We start from the raw sequence: 19825 nt of genomic DNA, 5'->3' as shown, positions 1-19825 counted from the left end.
GGTGACCATATCCCCTTCGCTCAACCGGGGTACCCGCCGCCCTCATTTCGATCCTATCCCCTTCGATCAACCGAAGTACCTTCCGCTTCATTTTGATCCTATCCCCTTTGATCAGCGGCATCGGCCGACGGAAGTCGGATTCGGTTGGAAATGCGCCGCTTGTTCGACCGGATCGGTCCCGGAGTCCGGTGACCCGGCATCCGTAACAGGAAGCGGGGGTTGCTGAGCGAAGGGGATAGGATCCGAAAGGGGCGGGAAGAGCCGTCCTGCTGAGCGAGGGGGATATGATCAAAAAGCGAAGGGAATGCAGCAGGGATGAGCGAAGGGGATATGATGGAAAAGGCGCGAAAGACAACCAAGCCCCGCTCGGCTGATTGCGCTGATCTACGGGGACGTCAAGGTCGGCCAAATGGCGCACTTGCGGATGCCATTTTCCGCCGCCCTGCGGAATATCTGCCCCATGCGATGAACCGATTGCGGGACAATCCGACCGAACGCGATCAGCCGACTGCGGATGACCCGCCCGGACCCGGTCATGCCCGCAAGCGGGCGCTTGTCGTCGCGCGAACAGTACCGGCCGGTGAACAGCTTGCATATGTGCATGATCCGATGCTCTTCGGTTGCGTTTTGGATGCGCGATCGCGGGGAGGTGGCGGACGGAGCACGCGGATGGTAAGATGAATGGAAGGTGTACATAACATCAATTCCGGATATGGAGCGTTTGGTCATGAAAGCCATTGCGGTCTATTGCGGCTCCGGAGAAGGCGCCTCCCCCGAATACCGGGAGGCTGCGGCCGGACTGGGGCGGGAACTTGCAAAACGCGGGATTGCGCTGGTCTATGGAGGGGCCAGCGTCGGCCTGATGGGCGCGGTTGCGGATGCCGTGCTGGAGCGGGGCGGAAAGGCGATCGGGGTGCTCCCCCGTTTCCTGCGGGATCGGGAAATTGCCCACGGCGGGCTGACCGAGCTCATTCTGGTCGATACGATGCACGAGCGGAAGGCGAAAATGATGGAGCTGGCGGACGGGTTCATCGCATTGCCCGGCGGCCCCGGGACACTGGAGGAATTGTTTGAAGTGTTCACGTGGGGCCGGCTCGAGCTGCACCGGAAGCCGGTCGGCCTGCTCAATGTCCGCGGATATTACGATCCGCTGCTCGCCATGTTCGACACGATGGAACGCGAAGGGTTCATGAAGCCCGGCAGGCATTTGCGATTGGGCAGGCACGCGCAGATCCTCACGGACAACACGCCCGAAGGACTGCTGGAACGGTTCCGGGCCTTTGAAGAGGAGCGGGAGCCGTAAGCGGCCGGGGGCCTGACGGCTGCGACCGCTGCGGCTCGGTTCGGCGGGATGCCCGCGGAGACAAGTCCGCGGCCAACCAATTTTTTGGTTTCGGGAACGGATGGCATCAGGCAGCCGCCTGATCCGCCATCCGTTTTTTGGGTATTCACAAATCCGTCACAAGATGCTATAGTATGGAGCAAGATCCACGAAGCGGTTATTTTTGTATCGAGTGGATTGTGAAAGAATTCACAAACGATGAAACGGAGGGATCCGAAATGGCCGGGACGAAGAAAATCGTGGTCCTGGGCGGCGGTTATGCCGGTATTTCGGCGGTCCTCGCGCTGCAGAAACGGTTGGGGCGCGGCGAGGCGGAGATTATCCTCGTCAACAAGCACGACTACCACTATTTCACTACCTGGCTCCACAAGCCGGCGGCCGGAACCGACAGCGCGGACAGGCCGAAGGTCGACATCCGGGACATCATCGATCCGCGCAAGGTGTCGTTCCGGAAACGCGATATCCGGCGCATCGACACCGCCGCGAGAACCGTGGAGACCGACGAGGGCGACATCCCGTACGACGTGCTGATCGTGGCGCTGGGCGGGGAGCCGGAGACCTTCGGCATTCCGGGCCTTGCAGAGCACGCCTTCTTCATCCGAAGCCTGAACAGCGCTCGCATCATCCGGGAGCACATCGAGCGCCGGTTTGCGGAATTCCGGTCGGACGAGAGCCGCACGGAGCTGCTCACATTCGTCGTCGGCGGAGCGGGCTTGACCGGGATCGAGTTTGCGGGCGAGCTGGTGAACCGGATTCCGGAGTTGTGCCGGGAACATGGCGTCGATCCGGCTCTTGTGAACATCTATGTCGTGGAAGCCGCACCGACCGCACTTCCGGGATTCGACGCCGGCCTCGTGGAGCACGCGATGGAGCATCTGAAGCGGAAGGGCGTTGTTTTTCAGTTGGGGACTCCTGTGAAAAAATGCACAAGCGAAGGCGTGGAGATCGGCGAAGGGGAGTTCATCCGTGCGGGCACCGTCATCTGGGCTGGCGGCATCCGGGGCAACCGCGTGCTCGAGGCATCGGGGTTCGGGACGACCCGCGGGCGGGTGGCCGTGAATGCGTATTTGCAGGCGCCGGGGTTCGGGGACGTTTTCGTCATCGGCGATTCGTCCATGGTGATGAACGATCAGGGCAGGCCCTGGCCGCCGAGCGCCCAGATTGCGATCCAGCAGGGCGAGGCCGCGGCCCGCAACGCGATCGCGCTGCTGCGCGGACGGGAGATGACGCCTTTCCGTTACGTCCATCGGGGCACGGTCGCATCGCTGGGCAGGGGTGAAGCGATCGGCAGCGTCGGCCGGTGCAAGGTGAAGGGCCTTGCGGCCGCCATTCTCAAGACGGTCATTGATGCGCGGTACCTGTACAGAATCGGCGGAGTGCGGCTGGTGTTGCGGAAGACGGCGTTTTTCCCGCATCAAAGCCGCTGAACGGGCGAGGCAAAACGGCCGCCGGGCACCGCGATGCCGACGGCCGCATGCGTCACCGTTCAGCCGCGGGCAGCCGAAAGGACCCGACGAGAAATCATCATTCGAGCGTCCTCGTCATGATGAGGTCCGTCTGTTCGTCGTCGCCGACAAAGAACGAATGGCTTCCCGTCTGAACGAAGCCCATCCGCTTGTAGAAGGCGAGGGCGTTGTCGTTGTGTTCCCAAACGCCCAGCCAGACTTTCTTCTTTCCCTGCCGCCGGGCGATGTCCAGGGCGTGGGTCATCAGCATTTTGCCGAATCCGCGTTTCTGGAATTCGCGTTTCACATAGAGCCGTTCGACTTCCAACGCATCGTCTCCCATGTCTTCCGTCTGGGCGCCGCCGGTGTTGATTTTCAGGTATCCGGCCGGCTCGAGGCTTGCATGGTCGTCATAGAGGAGAAAAAATTCGGACGACGGGTTGGACAATTCCCTTTCCAATTGTTCAAGGTTGAAGGCCTTCTCCAGATAGGCGTCCATGTTCTCGGACGAAGTGGTGCCGCGGAAAGTCTCGAAGAACGTCCGGCGGCCGATTTCCCGGATGACGGGTGCGTCATCGATCGTGCATTTCCTGATGATAGGCTGCTGCATATAAGTCGTTCTCCTTGTCATGAAAACTTGCATCCAGCACCATTTTACTGTATTTCCGTGAAGAATGCCTTGCGGATTCCGGGGTCGGTTCGGCTTCCATTCCGCCATTCTTTGCTGCCGGCCCGGGAAGGGAACGTGCGGGGCGCAAGAGGGACGGATATCATGATAAAATGGACCCGCGACAGGGAGGGGTTACGGCATGGAAGTTATGGAAGACGGTCATCCGGTGCTGCTGATCTCTTCCGCGCTTCTGTGATCGTCGCGGCCGGCGCATGGGCTGTAGGCAATGCGGGAATACGGGACGAGAGGCCCGGTGCTGCGGGCGCCTATGGGCGGACAACTGCTGCAGCGCGAGGTGGATTTCGGCGCATCGGTGTCTCCCGTTCTGCTGCTTGCGTCTTTCGTCGGCACCGCGGTGGTCTGCGGGATCGTCATCGAGGCCGTCAGGCGAATCAGGAGACAGAAAGGCAAACCGGACGGCGTCCGGAGGGTACCGGATGCCGTCCGGTTTTTGGTTGGGCAAGCCGGAGCCCGACCTACTTCGCAAGCAGGAGGAGCACCGCGGCCGCCGCTCCCGCATACAGCCAGACCGCATTTTTCCGGCTGCATTGCGCGAAGGTTCTCCAACGCATCGCACCCACCTCCGCTTCGGGCAGGACCGGAACTTCCTGATTCCACTATAGCATAACTGGGGCGGGCTGCGGTCGACATTTCCCGGGACGATCGGCGATGGCCGCGATGAGAAGATGCAGCCTGCATCGGGCCTGGCCTGCCGAACGAATGCGGTGCGCCGCATGCCGGCCGCAATAGCGAAATGCGCGATGCCGGATGTTCAGCCACACTGGACAAGAAGCGGGCCAAGTGGAAAGATAATATCAGGGCGATGAGGGAGGTTTTGGATATGGCGACCATCGAAGACTTTCAGAAACTGGACATCCGGATCGGCACCGTGGTGCATGCGGAGCCTTTTCCGGAGGCGAGGAAGCCGGCGATCAAGCTGAAGATCGATTTCGGCGAACTCGGGATCAAGCAATCTTCCGCACAGATCACGCGACGGTATGCGCCGGAACGGCTGGTCGGCCGCCAGGTGGTCGCGGTTGTCAACTTCCCGCCGCGGCGCATCGCGGGGTTCAGCTCGGAGGTGCTTGTGCTCGGCGGCATTCCGGAGGAGAGCGACGTCGTGCTGCTCAGGCCCGATGAGCCGGTGCCGAACGGCACGCCGGTCGCGTAACCGGCCGCGGTCCGTTTCGTTCAGGCGGCGAGGGGACCGGAACTTGCGCCCTTCGTTCGTCTGCGAGTCCGTGTTGCAAGCGCTTTCTATGCATGCTGACCGACCCGAACGGCGTCTGCATCATGCCGGGCGCGGAAGGATAGGGGGAAGGACGGGATGATCGAGGTGGTGCAGGCGGCGCCCGAGCATGCGGCGGGCATCTGCCGGGTGTGCGCAGACGGCTGGCGGGCGGCGTATGAGGACCTGTGCAGCCGGGAGTACATCGAGCGGATCATCGCGGAATTGTACAACGAGGAGCGGGTGCTGAAGGAAATCATGGAGACCGGCCGCGAATGGGGCGGCTGGTTCGTCGCCATCGAGAACGGACGGGTCGTCGGCGCCGGCGGAGACGGGATGACCGGCGAGCGGACGGGGGAAGTGTTCGTGCTCTACGTGGACCCCGACCGGCGGAACGAGGGCATCGGCACCCTGCTGCTGGACGCGATCACGCGGCAGCAGAAGGAGCTCGGCGCCGTCGAGCAATGGGTATCCGTGTTCAAGGGGAACCAGAAAGGCATCCCGTTCTACGAGGCCCGGGGGTTCGTCTTTCATCACGAGCAACCGGCCAACGGCAACCGGGACGGGGAGTCTTACGTGTCGTTGAGGTACAGGAGGTTGATATGAACGCGATCATGCGCCGCCTGCCGCGCTGGCAGGCGGTTTTCTGTCGGAGCGACCTGGCGTCGCCGGGCTGTGGCGAGACTTCCGGGTTGCAGCGAGTTGCACCTTCATATATGCAGCACAACAAAAAATTAATCCGAAAGAATAAAAATTTATTGTAAAACGATAAATCCCGCGCTATACTGGGGGCCGACACCACATCGGAGAGGTGCATGCGGTGAAACTGGAGACGCTTTTTCTGAAAATCGTCGTGGTGCTGCTCGGTGTTCCCGTATTGGCGTTGTGCATATTTGCGGTGCCGGTGCTGGGCGGGATCGCCGCGGAACTGGTGCCGGGCTTTCCTCTGATCGAATATCTCGTCCGCCTGGACTTCTACGCATCCGCGGTTCCGTTCTACTACGCCCTGTACCAGGCGTTCCGGCTGTTGCAGTACATCGACCGGAACACCGCCTTTTCGGAATCGTCCGTCATCGCGCTGCGGAAGATCAAGTATTGCGCCGTCGCCATCTTCGGCTGCCACGTGCTGGTGCTTCCGCTCGTCTACCTGTACGCGCTGGCGGACGATGCGCCGGGCGTCGTCATCGCCGGCTGCGTCGGGCCCTTCGCGAGCGTGGTGATCGCCGTCTTCGCGGCCGTCCTGCAGAAGCTGCTGCGGCACGCCATCGACATCAAGACCGAGAACGAACTGACAATTTGAGGTGAGGCCCGTGGCAATCATCGTCAACCTCGATGTGATGCTGGCCAAGCGGAAAATGAGCGTGACCGAGCTGTCCGAGCGGGTCGGCATCACGATGGCGAATCTGTCGATCCTGAAGAACGGCAAGGCGAAGGCGATCCGGCTGTCCACGCTGGACGCGATCTGCGAGGCGCTCGACTGCCAGCCCGGCGACATTCTGGAATATCGGCGCGACGACGCGCGGAGGTCATGATGCGCGGGACCGCCATGCGCCGGTCGAACGGGCGGGGAGTTGAGGGGGGTGACAGCATCGTGCGCCGGACGGATGGATTCGGGCATGCCATGGGGGGAATCGTCATGCGCCTCGCGATCGTGCGCGGGGGCTCCGTTCGCCGTACATTTGCGCGCCTGGCGGTGCAGCTTGTGCATTTCGGCGTGCAGCAGGCGCTGTCGTGCGTATTTCCCGTTGTCATCTTCGCTTCGCTGGCGCTGACCCGGTACATCCCGCTGCCGCTGATGCCGCGGTACGACTGGCTGCTCGTGATCTGCCTGCTCATGCAGTGGTGGATGGTCCGCTCCGGCCTCGAGACGAAGGACGAGCTGAAGGTCATCTGCCTGTTCCACCTGATCGGCCTCGCGCTCGAGATCTTCAAGGTCAACATGGGCTCCTGGTCGTACCCGGAACCGGGGTTCTTCAAGGTGTTTGGCGTGCCGCTCTACAGCGGGTTCATGTACGCGAGCGTGGCGAGCTACATGTGCCAGGCGTGGCACAGGCTCCGGCTCGAATTGGTGAGCTGGCCGCCCTTTCCCGTGGTCGTGCCGCTCGCGGCCGCGATTTACCTGAACTTTTTCACCCACCACTATTGGATCGACATCCGCTGGTGGCTGACCGGTCTTGTGTTCATCGTCTTCTGGCGGTCATGGGTGCTGTTCGGGGTGAACGGTTCGCGGTACCGGATGCCGGTCGCCTTATCGTTCGTGCTGATCGGCTTTTTCATCTGGGTCACGGAGAACATTGCCACCTTCTTCGGCGCCTGGGAATATCCCGATCAGGCCGGCACCTGGCGGCTCGTCCACACGGGGAAAATGAGCTCCTGGTTCCTGCTCGTGATCGTCAGCTTCCTGATCGTGGCGACGCTGAAGCTCGTGAAGGAAGGCCGGTCCCGGACGGAGCGGACCGCCGGCGGACGGATGCCGGCCGCATACGCGCAGGGGAAGAAAGGGGGGAAGCGCCGGATATGGAAGCGAATATGGCCGCGAAGCCGAACTGGAAACATAACGCGCGCGGGCGCACATTCGTCGCCTCGTTCAGCGGCGGGAAGGACAGCGCCCTGGCGCTGCATCACGCGATGAAATCCGGCGAGCCGGTCGGGCTCATCGTCGTGATGGAGGAGGAAGGGAAGCGCTCCCGGTCCCACGGCATTTCCGAAGCCGTCATCCGCGCCCAGGCGGAGGCGATCGGCCTGCCCGTCCTCGCGGCGCCCGCAAGCTGGGCGGAATACGAGGACGTGTTCATCCGCCTGCTGGAGCAGGCGAAGCGGATGGGCGCGGAAGTGCTGGTCACGGGGGACTTGGACATGCCGGCACACGGCTGCTGGCACGAACAGGTGGCGAGCCGCGTCGGGCTTCTGCTCGGCATGCCGCTCTGGGAGCGGGATCATGTCGGGACGGTCCGGGAGTTCATCGACCTCGGCTTCCGGGCCTTCGTGGTCACTGTCAACCTGTCCATGGGCATGCGGGAAGAGGATCTGGGCCGGCCGGTCACCCATGCCTTCGTGGACGAGCTGATCGCGCGCGGGATCGACCCGTGCGGGGAGAGCGGGGAGTTCCACACGATGGTGTTCGACGGTCCGATTTTCGCCCGTCCCGTCCCCGTTCGCCGACGCGAGGTGGTCCGGGACGGGGAGTACGCCTTCTTGACGCTTGAACTTGACGGCGGGGATTGAGGAGCGAAAAGAGACATCGATTTATGGGGGTGTTAAACGTGCATGAGCAGCAGACGGCGGAAAAGCGGCGGGTTGGCGAAAAGGCGGCCGAGTTGGTTGAAGACGGCATGATCGTGGGACTCGGGACGGGATCCACCGCCTATTGGTTCATCAAGAAGCTGGCGGAGCGGGTCGCGGGCGGTTTGCGCATCACGGGCGTTGCCACATCCGTACGGACCGCCGAACTGGCGGAATCGCTGGGGATTCGCGTCGTGGACGTCAACGAGGTCGGGGAGGTCGATCTGACGGTCGACGGGGCGGACGAGATTGACGATCATTTCAACGCCATCAAAGGCGGCGGGGGCGCGCTGCTGCGGGAGAAGATCGTGGCTTCGATCTCCCGGAGAATGGTGGTGATCGTCGATTCCACCAAGCGGGTCGAGCGCCTGGGGCGTTTTCCGCTGCCCGTCGAGATGGTCCCCTTCGGATACAAACATACGTTGCGGAAACTTGAGCAGGCCGGCTGCGCGCCCAGACTCCGGGAGAAGGACGGGGCGCCGTTCGTCACGGACGGGGGCCATTACATCGTCGACCTGCACCTGGGCCGGATCGACGATCCGGAGCGATTGGCCGGATCGATCGGCAACATGCCGGGGGTTGTCGAGCACGGCCTGTTCATCGGCCTCGTCACCGACGTGCTGATCGCGGAAGACGGGGAAGTCCGGATGATGAAGAGAGCATGACCCGTGGTGATGGCATGACGCTGTATCGGATTACCGGCGGCGCGGTGGTGTTTGACGGGAACAACCGGATGCTGTTGAAGAAAGATCCGGAGCGGGGATGATGATCGGGCGTCCGCACCACCGGCTCCTCATGATGGCGGGGAGGGACCCTTGCGCTTTTCCGCCTCGTACTGCGCCATCGCCGCCTTCGCCTCTTCCACGACGAGCGGGATCAGCGACTCCGGCGACACGATCCGCATCTTCCCGCCGAAGCCGAGCACATACCGCGCCGCCTCTTCCTCCGTCTGGAAAAAAAGCACCGCCGGCCGCCACCCGCCTTCCTCTTCCGCCTCTTCGATCTCCCCGATTTCCACGAACCGCTCCGAGAATGTCAAGCGGCCGACGACCGACGGGTCGGCGAGCACCCGCACTTCGATCCTCGGCAGCGCGTTGACGAACCGCTCCTTGCTCTCCTTCCACCAGGCGGCGAGATCGAAATGCACCGGCCTTTCGAACGTGTCGGGCAGGATTTCGGCGCCGGCGATCCGGGAGACGCGGTACGAGCGGCATTCGCCGTCCGCTTGCATCGCGGCCAGATACCACGCGCTGCCCTTCGCGACCAGCCCGAGCGGACAGACTTCTCGTTCCGTGGTCTCGCCGTCCGCCTTCCGATACCGGATGCGGAGCCTGCGGTCCTCCCAGAGCGCCGCCATCACGGTCTGGAGCGTCTCCGGCTGTCTGCCGCCCCCGGGCTTCCATGTCCCGGTGTCGATATGAATCTTCTCCAGATACTGCCGCGCGCTGCTCCGCATCGCCTGCGGCACGGCGGCCGCGAGCTTGCGCCTGATCCCGGCTCCGCCCGGACGGATGCCGAGCTGCTCCAGCACCTGATCGGACGGCAGGATGAACAGCGATTTCAGCTCGTCCAGCGTCAGGCCGCTGATCGAACTGCGGAACCGGTCGATCAGCTTCCAGCCGCCGGACTTGCCGCGCTCCGCGACGACCGGGATGCCGGCCGCGCTCAGGGCGTCCATGTCCCGCAGAATCGTGCGATCGGACACCTCCAGCGTTTCCGCGAGCTGGCGGGTCGTCATTTTGCCGTTTGCCTGGAGCAGCAACATGATTTGCAGCAGCCGGTCCGCCCGCATCGTTCCCGTCCCCCCTTGCGGTTTCATTTTGCCCGTCAATTATGACAAGAGATGTCGTAATGAAAATCTACCATAAGGCAGGGAATCCTGAAACCGCTCGGGAGGGAATGCCGATGAAACCATTCGCAGGCAAACTGGAAGGCAAAGTCGCGCTGGTCGCCGGCGGAACGCGCGGCGCCGGACGCGGCATTGCGATCGAGCTCGGGGCGGTCGGAGCGACGGTCTACGTGACGGGGCGGACGACGCGGAAGCAGCGCTCCGAATACAACCGGCCGGAGACGATCGAGGAGACGGCCGAACTCGTGACCGAAGCCGGAGGACAGGGGATCGCCGTGCAGGTCGATCACCTCGTTCCCGAACAGGTGAAAGCGCTCGTGCAGCGCATCGAACGCGAGCAGGGAAGGCTCGACATTCTCGTGAACGACATCTGGGGCGCGGAGTACATGACCGAATGGAACGTGCCGATCTGGCAACATTCGCTGGAGAAAGGGCTGCGCATGCTGGATCTCGGCGTGCGGACGCACCTCATCACGAGCCATTTCGCGCTGCCGCTGCTCATCCGCCGGCCGGGCGGGCTCGTCGTGGAGGTGACGGACGGCACGGAGGAGTTCAACCGGAGCGAATACCGGCTGAACGTCTTCTATGATCTGGCGAAAATCTCGCTGAACCGTGTGGCGTGGGCGCTCGCGCAGGAGCTGAAGCCGCACGGGTGCACCGCGGTGTCGCTCACGCCGGGCTGGATGCGATCGGAGATCATGCTGGAGCATTTCGGCGTGACGGAGGACGATTGGCGAAAGGCGGCGGAGAAGGAGCCCCATTTTCTCATCTCGGAGACGCCGCGGTATGTCGGCCGGGCGGTCGCCGCGCTCGCGAGCGATCCGGATGTGAGCCGGTGGAACGGCCGGTCGCTCTCGAGCGGCGAGCTTGCCGAGGTGTACGGCTTCACGGACATCGACGGCTCGCGGCCGAACTTCATGAAGTACTACCGGGAAGTCATCGGGCCGGGCAAGCCCGCGGACGCGGAAGCGTACCGGTGACGGAGTTCCCTGATCGCCCGTTCAATCGGAAACGGACAGCGGCACGGTGATCCTGATCGCTCTTGGTTCCTCCGTGTTCTCGTACCGCAGTTTGATGCTTTCGAAATGGACAACCAACGGTTCCCGGCGGTCGGTGTCCGGCGGAATGGTAAAGGCGACGGTGACGGCAGAGTTCGGCGGAATTTCATCGAACGAACCTTCCAGCACCCGCACCGGCGTGTCCCGCGGCGGATCGTCGGCCGAGGTTGTACCGCCGCCTTCGTTTTTGCCGTCTTGGTTCTCGTGATGCGTGCCTTCGGACGTCTCGGGCACGACGGTCAGGCGATTGCCCGCCAGCGTGACGTTGGGGCTGCGGTTCGCGATTTGGGCCGTCACGTCGATGGAGTGGTCCTGCCGCTTTTCCGCGCTCAGGATGGTCACTTGAATGTCGATGTTGTCCGCGGGAGCAGGCGAGGGTTTCAGCATATCCACCGCCATGACCAGCAGAATGGCCGCAATCAATACGATTGCCCGTTCGACGGGGCTGAAGGCGCTTCTCATGGGCCTTGCCTCCCGGTTCGGTTATGTTCGGGTCATATATCCATTAAACGCCGGAACGGCATGGCCGGGTGCAAATTCGCGGTGAAAAAACAACCGTTTACACCGGAGCCTTTACTTGCGCTGCGGCGTCCGGCCGGCGGGGAACCCTTTTCCCCTGCCGATCCCCATGAGGAGGGCCATGATGATCCTCCTCTCGGGACGTTCTCGGCGATTTGTTGTCTTTCCTGTAAAGCCCGCTTGCTCAATGAAAGTTTCATAAAAAGGGGGATCATCACACGGCTGATTAAATTATGCAGAAAAATAAAATGAAAGGAAATATCCAAATCAATCAAAATCTCCGGTTCCGGGTGGGTTGAACATCAAAGGATGGAAGCAGCAAGCGGGGGGATGCGCGGCACCTGGCGGGAATTGACACAAAAAACGACCGGACAGGAGGTCTGCTCCTGCCCGACCGTTGAACCAACGCTATGCGTTATTTCACGGCGTTTTGCCAGTCGGCGGCGAATTTCGCGATGCCCTGGTCCGTCAGCGGGTGCTTCGCGATCTGCTCGATGACCTTGTACGGGATCGTCGCGATGTGCGCGCCGGCCAGCGCGACGCGGGTGACGTGGTCCGGATGGCGGACGGACGCGGCGATGATCTGCGTGTCCAGCCGGTGGACGCGGAACGCCTCCGCCACCTTCGTCACGAGCTGCACGCCGTCCTCCGAGATGTCATCGAGCCGTCCGAGGAACGGCGAGACGTACGTGGCGCCGGCGCGTGCGGCCAGCAGCGCCTGGTTGACCGTGAAGATGAGCGTGACGTTCGTCTTGATGCCTTTCTGCGAGAGATGGCGGCATGCTTCCAGGCCCTCGAGGGTCATCGGGAGCTTGATCGTGATCTTGGGGTCGTTGTTGTTGAGTTTGGCCAGCTCGAGCGCCTGCGCGATCATCTGCTCCGCCGTCACGGCGTCGGGCGTTACCTCGGCCGAGACCGATTCGGCTTCGGGCACGGCCTGCAGAATCTCGACAATCCGGTCTTCGAACTTGACGCCTTCCTTCGCCACAAGCGACGGGTTCGTCGTGACGCCGGCCAGAATGCCCGTCTTGTAAATCTTCTTGATCTCGTCCAGGTTGGCGGTGTCGATGAAGAATTTCACGCTGCTCGACCTCCTTGGATGGGGGTATCGGTGCGGGCCGTCCTGAACACGCCGGTTAACGGTTCGCGGGACCGTTAACGGGCCGTCCGGCGGCCGAATGGCGGGCGATAACGGTCCGCGGGACCGCTAACCGCCCACCGCCGTCGCCACAAGGTCCGTTATGACAGCTCGCGCGCGAGACGGACAACGTTCTCGACGGAGAAGCCGAAATGCTTCATCACCGCGCCGCCCGGGCCCGAAGCGCCGAACGTCTCGATCGACAGCACCTTGCCGTTCGGTCCCGCGTAGCGCTCCCAACCGAGCGAAATGCCGGCTTCGATCACGAGCCGCTTCGTCACGCCGTCCGGCAGGACGGACTTGCGGTAATCCTCCGGCTGGCGATCGAACAGCTCGCGGCTCGGCATCGCGACGACGCGCGCCTTGACGCCTTCCTTGTCGAGCTCCTTCTTCGCATCGAGCGCCAGCGACACTTCCGAACCGGTCGCGATCAGGATGACGTCCGGCTGTCCTTCCGCGTCGGCGATCACGTAACCGCCCTTCGCGACCGCATCCTTGTTGCGCGCCGTCGCCTCGAGCACCGGCAGGTTCTGGCGGCTCAGCACGAGCGCCACCGGGCCGTCCTGCTTCTCGAGCGCGTACGCCCAGGCGCTGGCCGTCTCGTTCGCGTCGGACGGACGGATGACCGTCACGCCGGGGATCGCCCGCAGCGCGGCGAGCTGCTCGATCGGCTCGTGCGTCGGCCCGTCTTCGCCGACGGCGATCGAGTCGTGGGTGAACACGTACACGACCGGCAGCTTCTGCAGCGCCGCGAGGCGGATTGCCGGACGCAGGTAATCGCTGAACACGAAGAACGTGCCGACGAAGGGTTTCACGCCGCCGTGCAGCGCCATGCCGTTCGCGGCCGCGCCCATCGCGTGCTCGCGGACGCCGAAGTGGACGTTGCGGCCGGCGTACGATTCGATCGCGAACTTCGGCTCGCCCTTGATGTCCGTCATCGTCGAGTGCGACAGGTCGGCGCTGCCGCCGAAGATGGCCGGAATCTTCTTCACGAAATGGTTGATCGCCTCACCGCTTGCGACGCGGGTCGAGATCGCCTTCGCGGGATCGAACGTCGGGATGTCGGCCACTTCGATCGCATATTTGCCTTCGATGGCCTGTTCGAGTTCCCGCGCGAGTTCCGGATACTGCGCCTTGTAGCGCTCGAACAGCCGGTTCCACTCCGCTTCTTTCTCCGCGCCCTTCCGCTTCAGCTCTTCAAAATGCGCCCGCACCTCGTCCGGCACCGTGAACGGTTCCTCATACGGCCAGCCGTAGAACGACTTGGCGTGCTTGGCGTCCTCTTCGCCGATCGGGGCGCCGTGCACCTTGTTCGTGCCGGCGTTCTTGCTGCCGTAGCCGATGATCGTGCGCACCTCGATGATCGTCGGCTGCTCCTTGTTCGCCTTCGCTTCCGCGATCGCGGCCGACACCGCGTCGATGTCGTTGCCGTCTTCCACGCGCAGGTATTGCCAGTTCGCGGATTCCGCGCGCAGCCGGATGTTCTCGCTGAAGCTGAGCCCGAGCTCGCCGTCGAGGGAAATTTCATTGGAATCGTACAGCACGATCAGCTTGCCGAGCTTCATGTGCCCGGCCATCGACATCGCTTCGTAGGAAATGCCCTCCATCAGGCAGCCGTCGCCGACGAGCGCGTAGGTGTAGTGATCGACGACCGGGAAGCCCTCCCGGTTGAACCGGGCCGCGAGATGCGCCTCGGCCATCGCCATGCCGACCGCCATCGCGATCCCCTGCCCGAGCGGTCCCGTCGTCGCCTCGACGCCGTCGGTATGCCCGAACTCGGGATGGCCCGGGGTCCGGCTGCCGAGCTGGCGGAATTGCTTGATGTCGTCGAGCGTCACATTGTAGCCGAACAGGTGCAGCAGGCTGTACAGCAGCATCGAGCCGTGGCCGGCCGACAGGACGAACCGGTCGCGGTTGAACCATTTGCTGTTGGCCGGGTTGTGGTTCAGATGCCGGCTCCAGAGCGCGTACGCCATCGGCGCGGCGCCCATCGGCAGACCGGGATGGCCCGATTTGGCGGCGTTGATCGCGTCGATTGAAAGCGTGCGGATGGTGTTGATGGCAAGTTGTTCAACCGTTCGATTGGCAGACATAGCGTTCCCCCTCGCTCTTGTCGGATTTCGCGTCGCTTCGGTCGTCGAGCCACCAGCGGAAGCCGTCCTTCGCGGGCAGCGCGTCGGATTCGGCGGGGCCGAAACCGCCGGCCGCATACCGGTGGAGCGGCACCCGATTCTCCGCGAAGGCGTCCAGGACCGGCTGGACCCACCGCCAGGACAGCTCGACTTCGTCCCAATGGGCGAAGAAAGTCGGGTCGCCGGCGAGCGCGTCACCGATCAGGTTTTCGTAGGCTTCGGGTGAATTGTCCCCATTGATATCCAATTCGACGGAAACCTGCTCAATGCCTTCCGCCGAACCGGCAAATTGCACGCCGCGCTGCAGCGTGACGCGTTCGTTCGGCCCGATTTCGATGACGAGCAGATCGGATCCGTGCTCCGGCTGCCCCTCGGGCGCCCCGAACTCGACGACGATGCGCGTGGATTTCTCCCTGAGCCTTTTCCCCGTCCGGATGTAGAACGGCACGCCGCGCCAGTCATCGTTGTCGATCTCGAGCCGGGCGGCGATGAACGTGTCCGTCTGCGAGTCCGGCGCGATGCCCGGTTCCGCCGTGTATCCGACGACCGGACTGCCGCCGATGAAGCCCTCGGCGTACTGTCCGCGGACGATGCAGGCGGCCGCTGTCTCCTTCGTGACCGGACGGAGCGCCTCCATGATCCGCTTTTTCCGCTGATGCACGTCTCCGGAACCGCCGCCGGGCAGATGCACCGCCGTCATCATGAGCAGCTGCAACAGATGGTTTTGGAACATGTCCCGCAGGGCGCCGGACTTGTCGTAGTAGCCGGCCCGTTCCTCGACGCCGACCGATTCGTCCGCCACGATCTGCACGTTGGCGGGCCTTCTTCCGGTCCACAGCCCGCGGACGGCCGGATGCCTGCCCAGCGCCTCGAGCCGCTGCACGACCGGTTTGCCGAGATAATGGTCGATGCGGTAAATCTCGTGCTCCGCGAACGACTCGCCGAGCTTCCGGTTCAATTCCCGGGCGGATGCCAGGTCATGGCCGAAGGGCTTTTCGATGACGAGCCGTTTCCAGCCGCGTCCGGAGCCGAGACCGCTCGAGCGGATGTTGTCGGCGATCGGCCCGAAATGCTCGGGGCCCACCGACAGGTAGAACAGCCGGTTTTCCGGTATGCCGAGCTCCGCCTCCCGCTCCTTCACGAGCTTGAGCAGTCTCTGGTAGTCCGCTTCGCGGCCGATGTCGAGCACGCAGTACCGAAACGCCCGCAGGAAGCGGCCGAGCGCAGCCTCGTCGTCCGGCTTCGTGCGGGAGAACCGCCGCAGCGACTGCTCCACGTTGGCCCGGAGCGTCTCGTCGGTCCACTCCCTTCGCCCGAGGCCGATGACGGAAAACGCCGACGGCAGTTTGCCGCGGACGAACAAATTGTAAAGGGCGGGGTAGATTTTGCGTTTCGCAAGATCCCCGGTTGCCCCGAACAGCACAAAGGTCGTCGGCTCCAAAGTCCTTCTCCTTTCCGACTGTCGCATGCCAGGCTGGCTATAAGCCTTACATATCACTATAATACGAGTCAAGGTCATACGAAAAATCGATTGATTTGAGAGGAGATATAGACAATGTCTATGGGAATAAATCACGAACTATACAAGGTGTTTTATTGGGCGGCGAAGACCGGCAGCCTCACGCAGGCCGCCCGGAAGCTGTACCTGACGCAGCCGAGCGTCAGCCACGCGATCAAGCAGCTGGAGGAACGGTTCGGCGTCACCCTTTTCTCCCGGACGGCGAGGGGGGTGGAGCTGACGCAGGAGGGCGCCGTGCTGTATTCGTACATCGAGCAGTCGCAGATGCTCATCACGCTGGCCGAGGAGAAAATGGCGGCGCTCCGCAACCTCGAGAGCGGCGAGCTGCGCATCGGCGGCAGCGACTCGCTGTTCAAGCATTATCTCCTTCCGTATCTGGAAAAATTCCACGAGCGTTACCCCGGCATCCGGCTTCATCTCAACCACGGCACGACGCCGGAAATCATCGGCTTCCTGAAGGAGGGACGGATCGACCTGGGCGTCGCGCGCATGCCGATCGTCGATCCGCAAATCCAGGCGACGGAGACCTACCAGCTCCAGGACTGCTTCGTGGCGGGCATGCGATACGCGCATTTGAAGGACGAGGTGCTGTCCCTGGAACGGTTGCTGGAGTACCCGATCATCCTGTTCTCCCGCAACAGCCGGGCGCGCATGACGATCACGGAAGTGTTCCAGAGCAGGGGGCTTTCGCTCCGGCCCGAGATCGAGGTCGGCAGCGTCGACCTGCTCATCGAGTTTGCGAAGCGGGGGCTCGGCATTTCCTACGTGGCGAAGGAATTCGTGACGAAGGAACTGGAAGAGGGCGTGCTGTTCGAGGTGCGCATCGACGTGCCGCTGCCGCCGGCCAGGGTCGGCATTCTGACGATGAGCAATGTGCCGCTGTCCGGCGCGGCTTCCGCCTTCATCGAGCTGGTGTGCGAGGGAAACGGGAATCGGAATGTTTAGTTCTATTTTTTCATGTAAAGACAAGATAGAGCGTTTCCCGGGACAGGTTCGTATGGAAGCGAAGACGGGAAGCGCTTTTTTTGCGCCGGAAGAAAGATCCGTGAAAATTCCGTGAAGCGGGTGGCCGGATGCGGGTCCGTTCCATCAGGAAGAGGACTGACAGATGTGGAACTTTAACCATGTTGAAGATAAACAGACAAATACATACAATTTTCGACGGTATTATTATGGTATTAACAATTTTATAAAATGTGGTTTTGAAAGACTTGTGTCGCTGAAAGATTGATCTTTCGATTCCGGGTGTCGGAGGTAGAGTCGGTCATGAAACGGAACAGGATCGCACGGTACGTCTCGTGTTTTGGGCTGATGCTGGCGCTGGCTTTTCCACGCCGGGCGGCGGCTTGCCGAGACCCGGGAGAAAATTGTGCGTGCGCTGGGTTGACAGGCGGACCTTCTTCCCGAACCGATCGAGGGTCCATGCGTATAATGGTTCCACAGACGAACATACTTGATCAGAGAATCATCATAGTTTATATAACGAGAGAACCGCAACAGAACCATTATGAAACGAAATCTTTAATGCAGATTTCTTCGGGTCTTTACACCGCATTAAAATGGGATAAGATATAAATAATGGAAATCATGTATGGAATCAGGCGCTCATATATTTGTTCAGTCTCGGTTCGTGGGGAAATTTGAAATTAGCGGGAAAGGAGAGGCACAATGAGAAGAACCGCCGAAATATGGAATTTGACTTTTCGTGCCGCGAATATTTTGATCGGCACCTTGCTTGGATTGGCCCTTGTTTACGTGATCCAGAAAGAGGTGAATTTGAGCGTTTTGCTCGGGGCGTTGACCGGGGCATTGCTCCTGTTCGGGATCAATTTGATCAGGGTTCGAATGCCGAACGGTATCGTTTCCAGGCCCGATGAAAGCTTGCGCAAGAAATCAGTGAAGTTTCTCCTGGTGTCCTCGCATATTCTATTGGGAATTCTTTTTCTTGCCCTCAGCATCATCAATTTCTTGGGAGTGGAGTCTGTTCCGACAAGTTTGCTGTGGTGCGGCATGATCGGCTATTTGCTGATCGCCGGAATCGGTGTGTTTTTCATGAACCGCAAATGAGCGGTGGGCGTTGAACGGAAATTCTCCCAAATTAACGGGTTAACGGGTAAACTCCCCTCAAAGCCTGACACCTGAATTTTAAAATATTCAGGACTGCTTCGAGGGGAGTTTTTCTGTTGGGAAGAAGCGGGGAAGGCAACACCTTCAACGGCATAATCGAAGCGGTGGAGAAGCATCTGCGTGGGCAACGCTAATTGATTGCGTGTGAAGCACGAAAAACGGACTCCGCAATTCACGGAGTCCGACCATTCATTTTTGGTTATTGTAGCTGTCTACTCGACCGGGAGCGGTTCAATCCGGGCTTTTTCTTCTGTTCACTTCATGTGAACTTTGATGATTGATCGCGCGTTTAATCAAGCGCCTGAACAAGCAAATGCAAAGGCAGTGCCACACAGAATATCACAGGTAACCCCTGCGGCCGGATTCACCAAATGCCATATTCCACAATAGGTGATGCAAGCAAACAGCCCTGTGAGACTGCAAGCGAAGGATTGGCCATTGAATTCGAAGTCGAACGGAATGATCTGTCCGGGTGCATTACTATTGGAACCGGCTGAATGGAAGATCAAGTTTACATTTTGTTCTGCATCGATGTGGGTAACCGTGATTTCAAGCAATTTTTTGACTTTCAAATCAACCCAAGCTGCCAGCGTTATATATTCCCCCTTTGCAGCATTGAAATAAACATTATAAAGTACAGCCACGTAATTGTAATTGCGATTGTTGAACTCTACATTTTTAAAACCTTTATACATGTCAGCCCCATTTATGGGAGTGTAATTACGAAATCCGTAAAGTTCGAGTTGTCTTCTGTGAATTGCGAGTTGTCCGTTTACCAGTCCGTTAACAATGGCCTTTTCGTTTGCTTTGAGAGAGTCTACAATTTCAACCCCATTTGCCTCCAATTCACTTCGAATTTGATTCAATGCGATCTCATTTCCGGACGAACATTGGCAATTGGAAGATGCCGTTTGTGCGTTGGCTGAAGGTACAATGAAAGCAAAAACAAGTACGATGGCTAAGCACAGTTTCATAAATTTCATTACATGTTCCCTCCATTCAGAGTTTTTATAATGATGGAGCAAATGATGACATCACAAAGGAGTACCATTATATGGCATCCACATTATAAATCATCTCCTTTATCTATTTGTTGATATGGATGTTTCCATTAATATTGAATTCCATGATGGATGAGAAACAAAATATTGGTATATATAATTGAAATAGGACCATAAAATGGATTATCCAAATCTATCCTAATATTATATCAAATGTTATTAAATTTAAATATTGGAATTTAAGACATCCGATTCCGATGTTCAAGTACGGTTCGAACGTTTTGCAGAGCTGGTACCGGCTGTTCGAGAGAAGCTCGAGCGGACGATTGTTCTCCGCATCGAGCAGACGGTGAAGCGGAACCTGAGGACGGACATCATCGGGATCGCAGAGGTTTTCCATCGCAGGTATCCGCTTGAATGGCGCAAGGTGAAGGTCCGGTGGGATATGAGAAGTTTCCGGAGGTGAAAGTGCGCAAGGAAATGATGCGAGCATCTTGCGGCCAGGCGAGGGACGT

19 protein-coding genes and 1 pseudogene are annotated in these 19825 nt (G+C 60.6%); 13 read left to right on the top strand and 7 right to left on the bottom strand.

Translation table 11 applies throughout. The annotated features are described in order from the left end of the window. Positions 1-727: 727 nt before the first annotated feature. Together A9Z00_RS07930 and A9Z00_RS07925 are read left to right on the top strand one after the other, a co-directional pair. On the top strand, positions 728-1303 hold the full coding sequence (locus A9Z00_RS07930) for an LOG family protein (RefSeq protein WP_296975638.1): 576 nt from the start codon (positions 728-730) through the stop codon (positions 1301-1303). Positions 1304-1560: 257 nt separating this feature from the next. Next, on the top strand, positions 1561-2769 hold the full coding sequence (locus A9Z00_RS07925) for an NAD(P)/FAD-dependent oxidoreductase (RefSeq protein WP_296975637.1): 1209 nt from the start codon (positions 1561-1563) through the stop codon (positions 2767-2769). Positions 2770-2866: 97 nt separating this feature from the next. On the opposite strand, the gene paiA is transcribed toward A9Z00_RS07925, so the two are convergent. Further along, on the bottom strand, positions 2867-3397 hold the full coding sequence (gene paiA / locus A9Z00_RS07920; RefSeq protein ID WP_296975636.1) for a spermidine/spermine N(1)-acetyltransferase: 531 nt from the start codon (positions 3395-3397) through the stop codon (positions 2867-2869). A gap of 901 nt (positions 3398-4298) precedes the next feature. Here paiA and csaA point away from each other — a divergent pair. From csaA to rpiA, 7 genes and pseudogenes are all read left to right on the top strand, one after another. Then, on the top strand, positions 4299-4628 hold the full coding sequence (csaA, locus tag A9Z00_RS07915) for a chaperone CsaA (protein ID WP_296975635.1): 330 nt from the start codon (positions 4299-4301) through the stop codon (positions 4626-4628). Between the two features lie 156 nt (positions 4629-4784). Then, positions 4785-5291 carry a GNAT family N-acetyltransferase gene (locus A9Z00_RS07910; RefSeq protein ID WP_296975634.1) on the top strand — a complete coding sequence of 169 codons (507 nt, stop codon included), beginning with the start codon at positions 4785-4787 and terminating at the stop codon, positions 5289-5291. 214 nt (positions 5292-5505) lie between these two features. Beyond that, the gene (locus tag A9Z00_RS07905; RefSeq protein WP_296975633.1) at positions 5506-5985 is read left to right on the top strand and encodes a DUF2975 domain-containing protein; all 480 of its coding nucleotides are present in this window, start codon (positions 5506-5508) and stop codon (positions 5983-5985) included. A gap of 10 nt (positions 5986-5995) precedes the next feature. Continuing rightward, on the top strand, positions 5996-6217 hold the full coding sequence (locus A9Z00_RS07900) for a helix-turn-helix domain-containing protein (RefSeq protein WP_296975632.1): 222 nt from the start codon (positions 5996-5998) through the stop codon (positions 6215-6217). A 104-nt stretch (positions 6218-6321) separates the two neighbouring features. After that, positions 6322-7116, top strand: a pseudogene (locus tag A9Z00_RS07895) (DUF817 domain-containing protein); the annotation flags it as partial. A gap of 98 nt (positions 7117-7214) precedes the next feature. Continuing rightward, on the top strand, positions 7215-7910 hold the full coding sequence (locus tag A9Z00_RS07890) for a Dph6-related ATP pyrophosphatase (protein WP_483316284.1): 696 nt from the start codon (positions 7215-7217) through the stop codon (positions 7908-7910). Positions 7911-7948: 38 nt separating this feature from the next. Beyond that, positions 7949-8632 (top strand): ribose-5-phosphate isomerase RpiA, encoded by a 684-nt coding sequence (gene rpiA, locus A9Z00_RS07885; protein ID WP_296975630.1) that lies wholly within the window; start codon positions 7949-7951, stop codon positions 8630-8632. A gap of 128 nt (positions 8633-8760) precedes the next feature. Here the strand turns inward: rpiA and A9Z00_RS07880 are convergent, their stop codons facing one another. Further along, a complete protein-coding gene (locus A9Z00_RS07880; RefSeq protein ID WP_296975629.1) occupies positions 8761-9759 on the bottom strand; it encodes a helix-turn-helix transcriptional regulator in 999 nt (332 codons plus the stop codon). A 113-nt stretch (positions 9760-9872) separates the two neighbouring features. On the opposite strand from A9Z00_RS07880, the gene A9Z00_RS07875 reads away from it, so the two are divergent. Next, positions 9873-10796 carry an SDR family oxidoreductase gene (locus A9Z00_RS07875; protein ID WP_296975628.1) on the top strand — a complete coding sequence of 308 codons (924 nt, stop codon included), beginning with the start codon at positions 9873-9875 and terminating at the stop codon, positions 10794-10796. Positions 10797-10817: 21 nt separating this feature from the next. On the opposite strand, the gene A9Z00_RS07870 is transcribed toward A9Z00_RS07875, so the two are convergent. The 4 genes from A9Z00_RS07870 to zwf all read right to left on the bottom strand — a co-directional run bounded on the left by A9Z00_RS07870 (position 10818) and on the right by zwf (position 16104). Then, complete coding sequence (locus A9Z00_RS07870) at positions 10818-11336, bottom strand: hypothetical protein (protein WP_296975627.1); 519 nt, start codon at positions 11334-11336, stop codon at positions 10818-10820. Positions 11337-11808: 472 nt separating this feature from the next. Continuing rightward, complete coding sequence (fsa, locus tag A9Z00_RS07865) at positions 11809-12474, bottom strand: fructose-6-phosphate aldolase (RefSeq protein WP_296975626.1); 666 nt, start codon at positions 12472-12474, stop codon at positions 11809-11811. A 158-nt stretch (positions 12475-12632) separates the two neighbouring features. Beyond that, positions 12633-14624 (bottom strand): transketolase, encoded by a 1992-nt coding sequence (gene tkt, locus A9Z00_RS07860; protein ID WP_296975625.1) that lies wholly within the window; start codon positions 14622-14624, stop codon positions 12633-12635. Beyond that, entirely contained in the window at positions 14602-16104 is a 1503-nt protein-coding gene (gene zwf / locus A9Z00_RS07855; protein WP_296975624.1) for a glucose-6-phosphate dehydrogenase, read from the bottom strand. Before zwf ends, tkt begins: the two co-directional genes overlap by 23 nt. Before the next feature lie 120 nt (positions 16105-16224). Here zwf and A9Z00_RS07850 point away from each other — a divergent pair, with 120 nt between their 5' ends. Beyond that, complete coding sequence (locus tag A9Z00_RS07850) at positions 16225-17127, top strand: LysR family transcriptional regulator (RefSeq protein ID WP_296975642.1); 903 nt, start codon at positions 16225-16227, stop codon at positions 17125-17127. A 723-nt stretch (positions 17128-17850) separates the two neighbouring features. Further along, positions 17851-18249: a hypothetical protein gene (locus A9Z00_RS07845; RefSeq protein ID WP_296975623.1), complete on the top strand. Its 399-nt coding sequence runs from the start codon at positions 17851-17853 to the stop codon at positions 18247-18249. Between the two features lie 353 nt (positions 18250-18602). Here A9Z00_RS07845 and A9Z00_RS07840 read toward each other — a convergent pair whose 3' ends face one another. After that, positions 18603-19292 carry a putative immunity/bacteriocin fusion bifunctional protein gene (locus tag A9Z00_RS07840; RefSeq protein WP_296975622.1) on the bottom strand — a complete coding sequence of 230 codons (690 nt, stop codon included), beginning with the start codon at positions 19290-19292 and terminating at the stop codon, positions 18603-18605. A 250-nt stretch (positions 19293-19542) separates the two neighbouring features. Between A9Z00_RS07840 and A9Z00_RS15775 the strand changes: the two genes are divergently transcribed. After that, positions 19543-19776: a Ger(x)C family spore germination C-terminal domain-containing protein gene (locus A9Z00_RS15775; RefSeq protein WP_367189314.1), complete on the top strand. Its 234-nt coding sequence runs from the start codon at positions 19543-19545 to the stop codon at positions 19774-19776. Positions 19777-19825 lie beyond the last annotated feature (49 nt).

The organism is Thermobacillus sp. ZCTH02-B1 (genome assembly GCF_002159085.1).
Taxonomy (GTDB): Bacteria; Bacillota; Bacilli; order Paenibacillales; family Paenibacillaceae; genus Thermobacillus.
Note: the sequence above shows the minus strand (reverse complement) of the source record. Positions and strands in the feature narration are given on the sequence as shown.

Coding starts and splice junctions, on each gene's coding strand:
- A9Z00_RS07840 (WP_296975622.1), bottom strand. CDS start 19,292: ATGAAATTTATGAAACTGTGCTTAGCCATCGTACTTGTTTTTGCTTTC.
- csaA (WP_296975635.1), top strand. CDS start 4,299: ATGGCGACCATCGAAGACTTTCAGAAACTGGACATCCGGATCGGCACC.
- A9Z00_RS07925 (WP_296975637.1), top strand. CDS start 1,561: ATGGCCGGGACGAAGAAAATCGTGGTCCTGGGCGGCGGTTATGCCGGT.
- paiA (WP_296975636.1), bottom strand. CDS start 3,397: ATGCAGCAGCCTATCATCAGGAAATGCACGATCGATGACGCACCCGTC.
- A9Z00_RS07890 (WP_483316284.1), top strand. CDS start 7,215: ATGGCCGCGAAGCCGAACTGGAAACATAACGCGCGCGGGCGCACATTC.
- A9Z00_RS07910 (WP_296975634.1), top strand. CDS start 4,785: ATGATCGAGGTGGTGCAGGCGGCGCCCGAGCATGCGGCGGGCATCTGC.
- tkt (WP_296975625.1), bottom strand. CDS start 14,624: ATGTCTGCCAATCGAACGGTTGAACAACTTGCCATCAACACCATCCGC.
- A9Z00_RS07875 (WP_296975628.1), top strand. CDS start 9,873: ATGAAACCATTCGCAGGCAAACTGGAAGGCAAAGTCGCGCTGGTCGCC.
- A9Z00_RS07870 (WP_296975627.1), bottom strand. CDS start 11,336: ATGAGAAGCGCCTTCAGCCCCGTCGAACGGGCAATCGTATTGATTGCG.
- A9Z00_RS07880 (WP_296975629.1), bottom strand. CDS start 9,759: ATGCGGGCGGACCGGCTGCTGCAAATCATGTTGCTGCTCCAGGCAAAC.
- A9Z00_RS07930 (WP_296975638.1), top strand. CDS start 728: ATGAAAGCCATTGCGGTCTATTGCGGCTCCGGAGAAGGCGCCTCCCCC.
- A9Z00_RS07850 (WP_296975642.1), top strand. CDS start 16,225: ATGGGAATAAATCACGAACTATACAAGGTGTTTTATTGGGCGGCGAAG.
- A9Z00_RS07845 (WP_296975623.1), top strand. CDS start 17,851: ATGAGAAGAACCGCCGAAATATGGAATTTGACTTTTCGTGCCGCGAAT.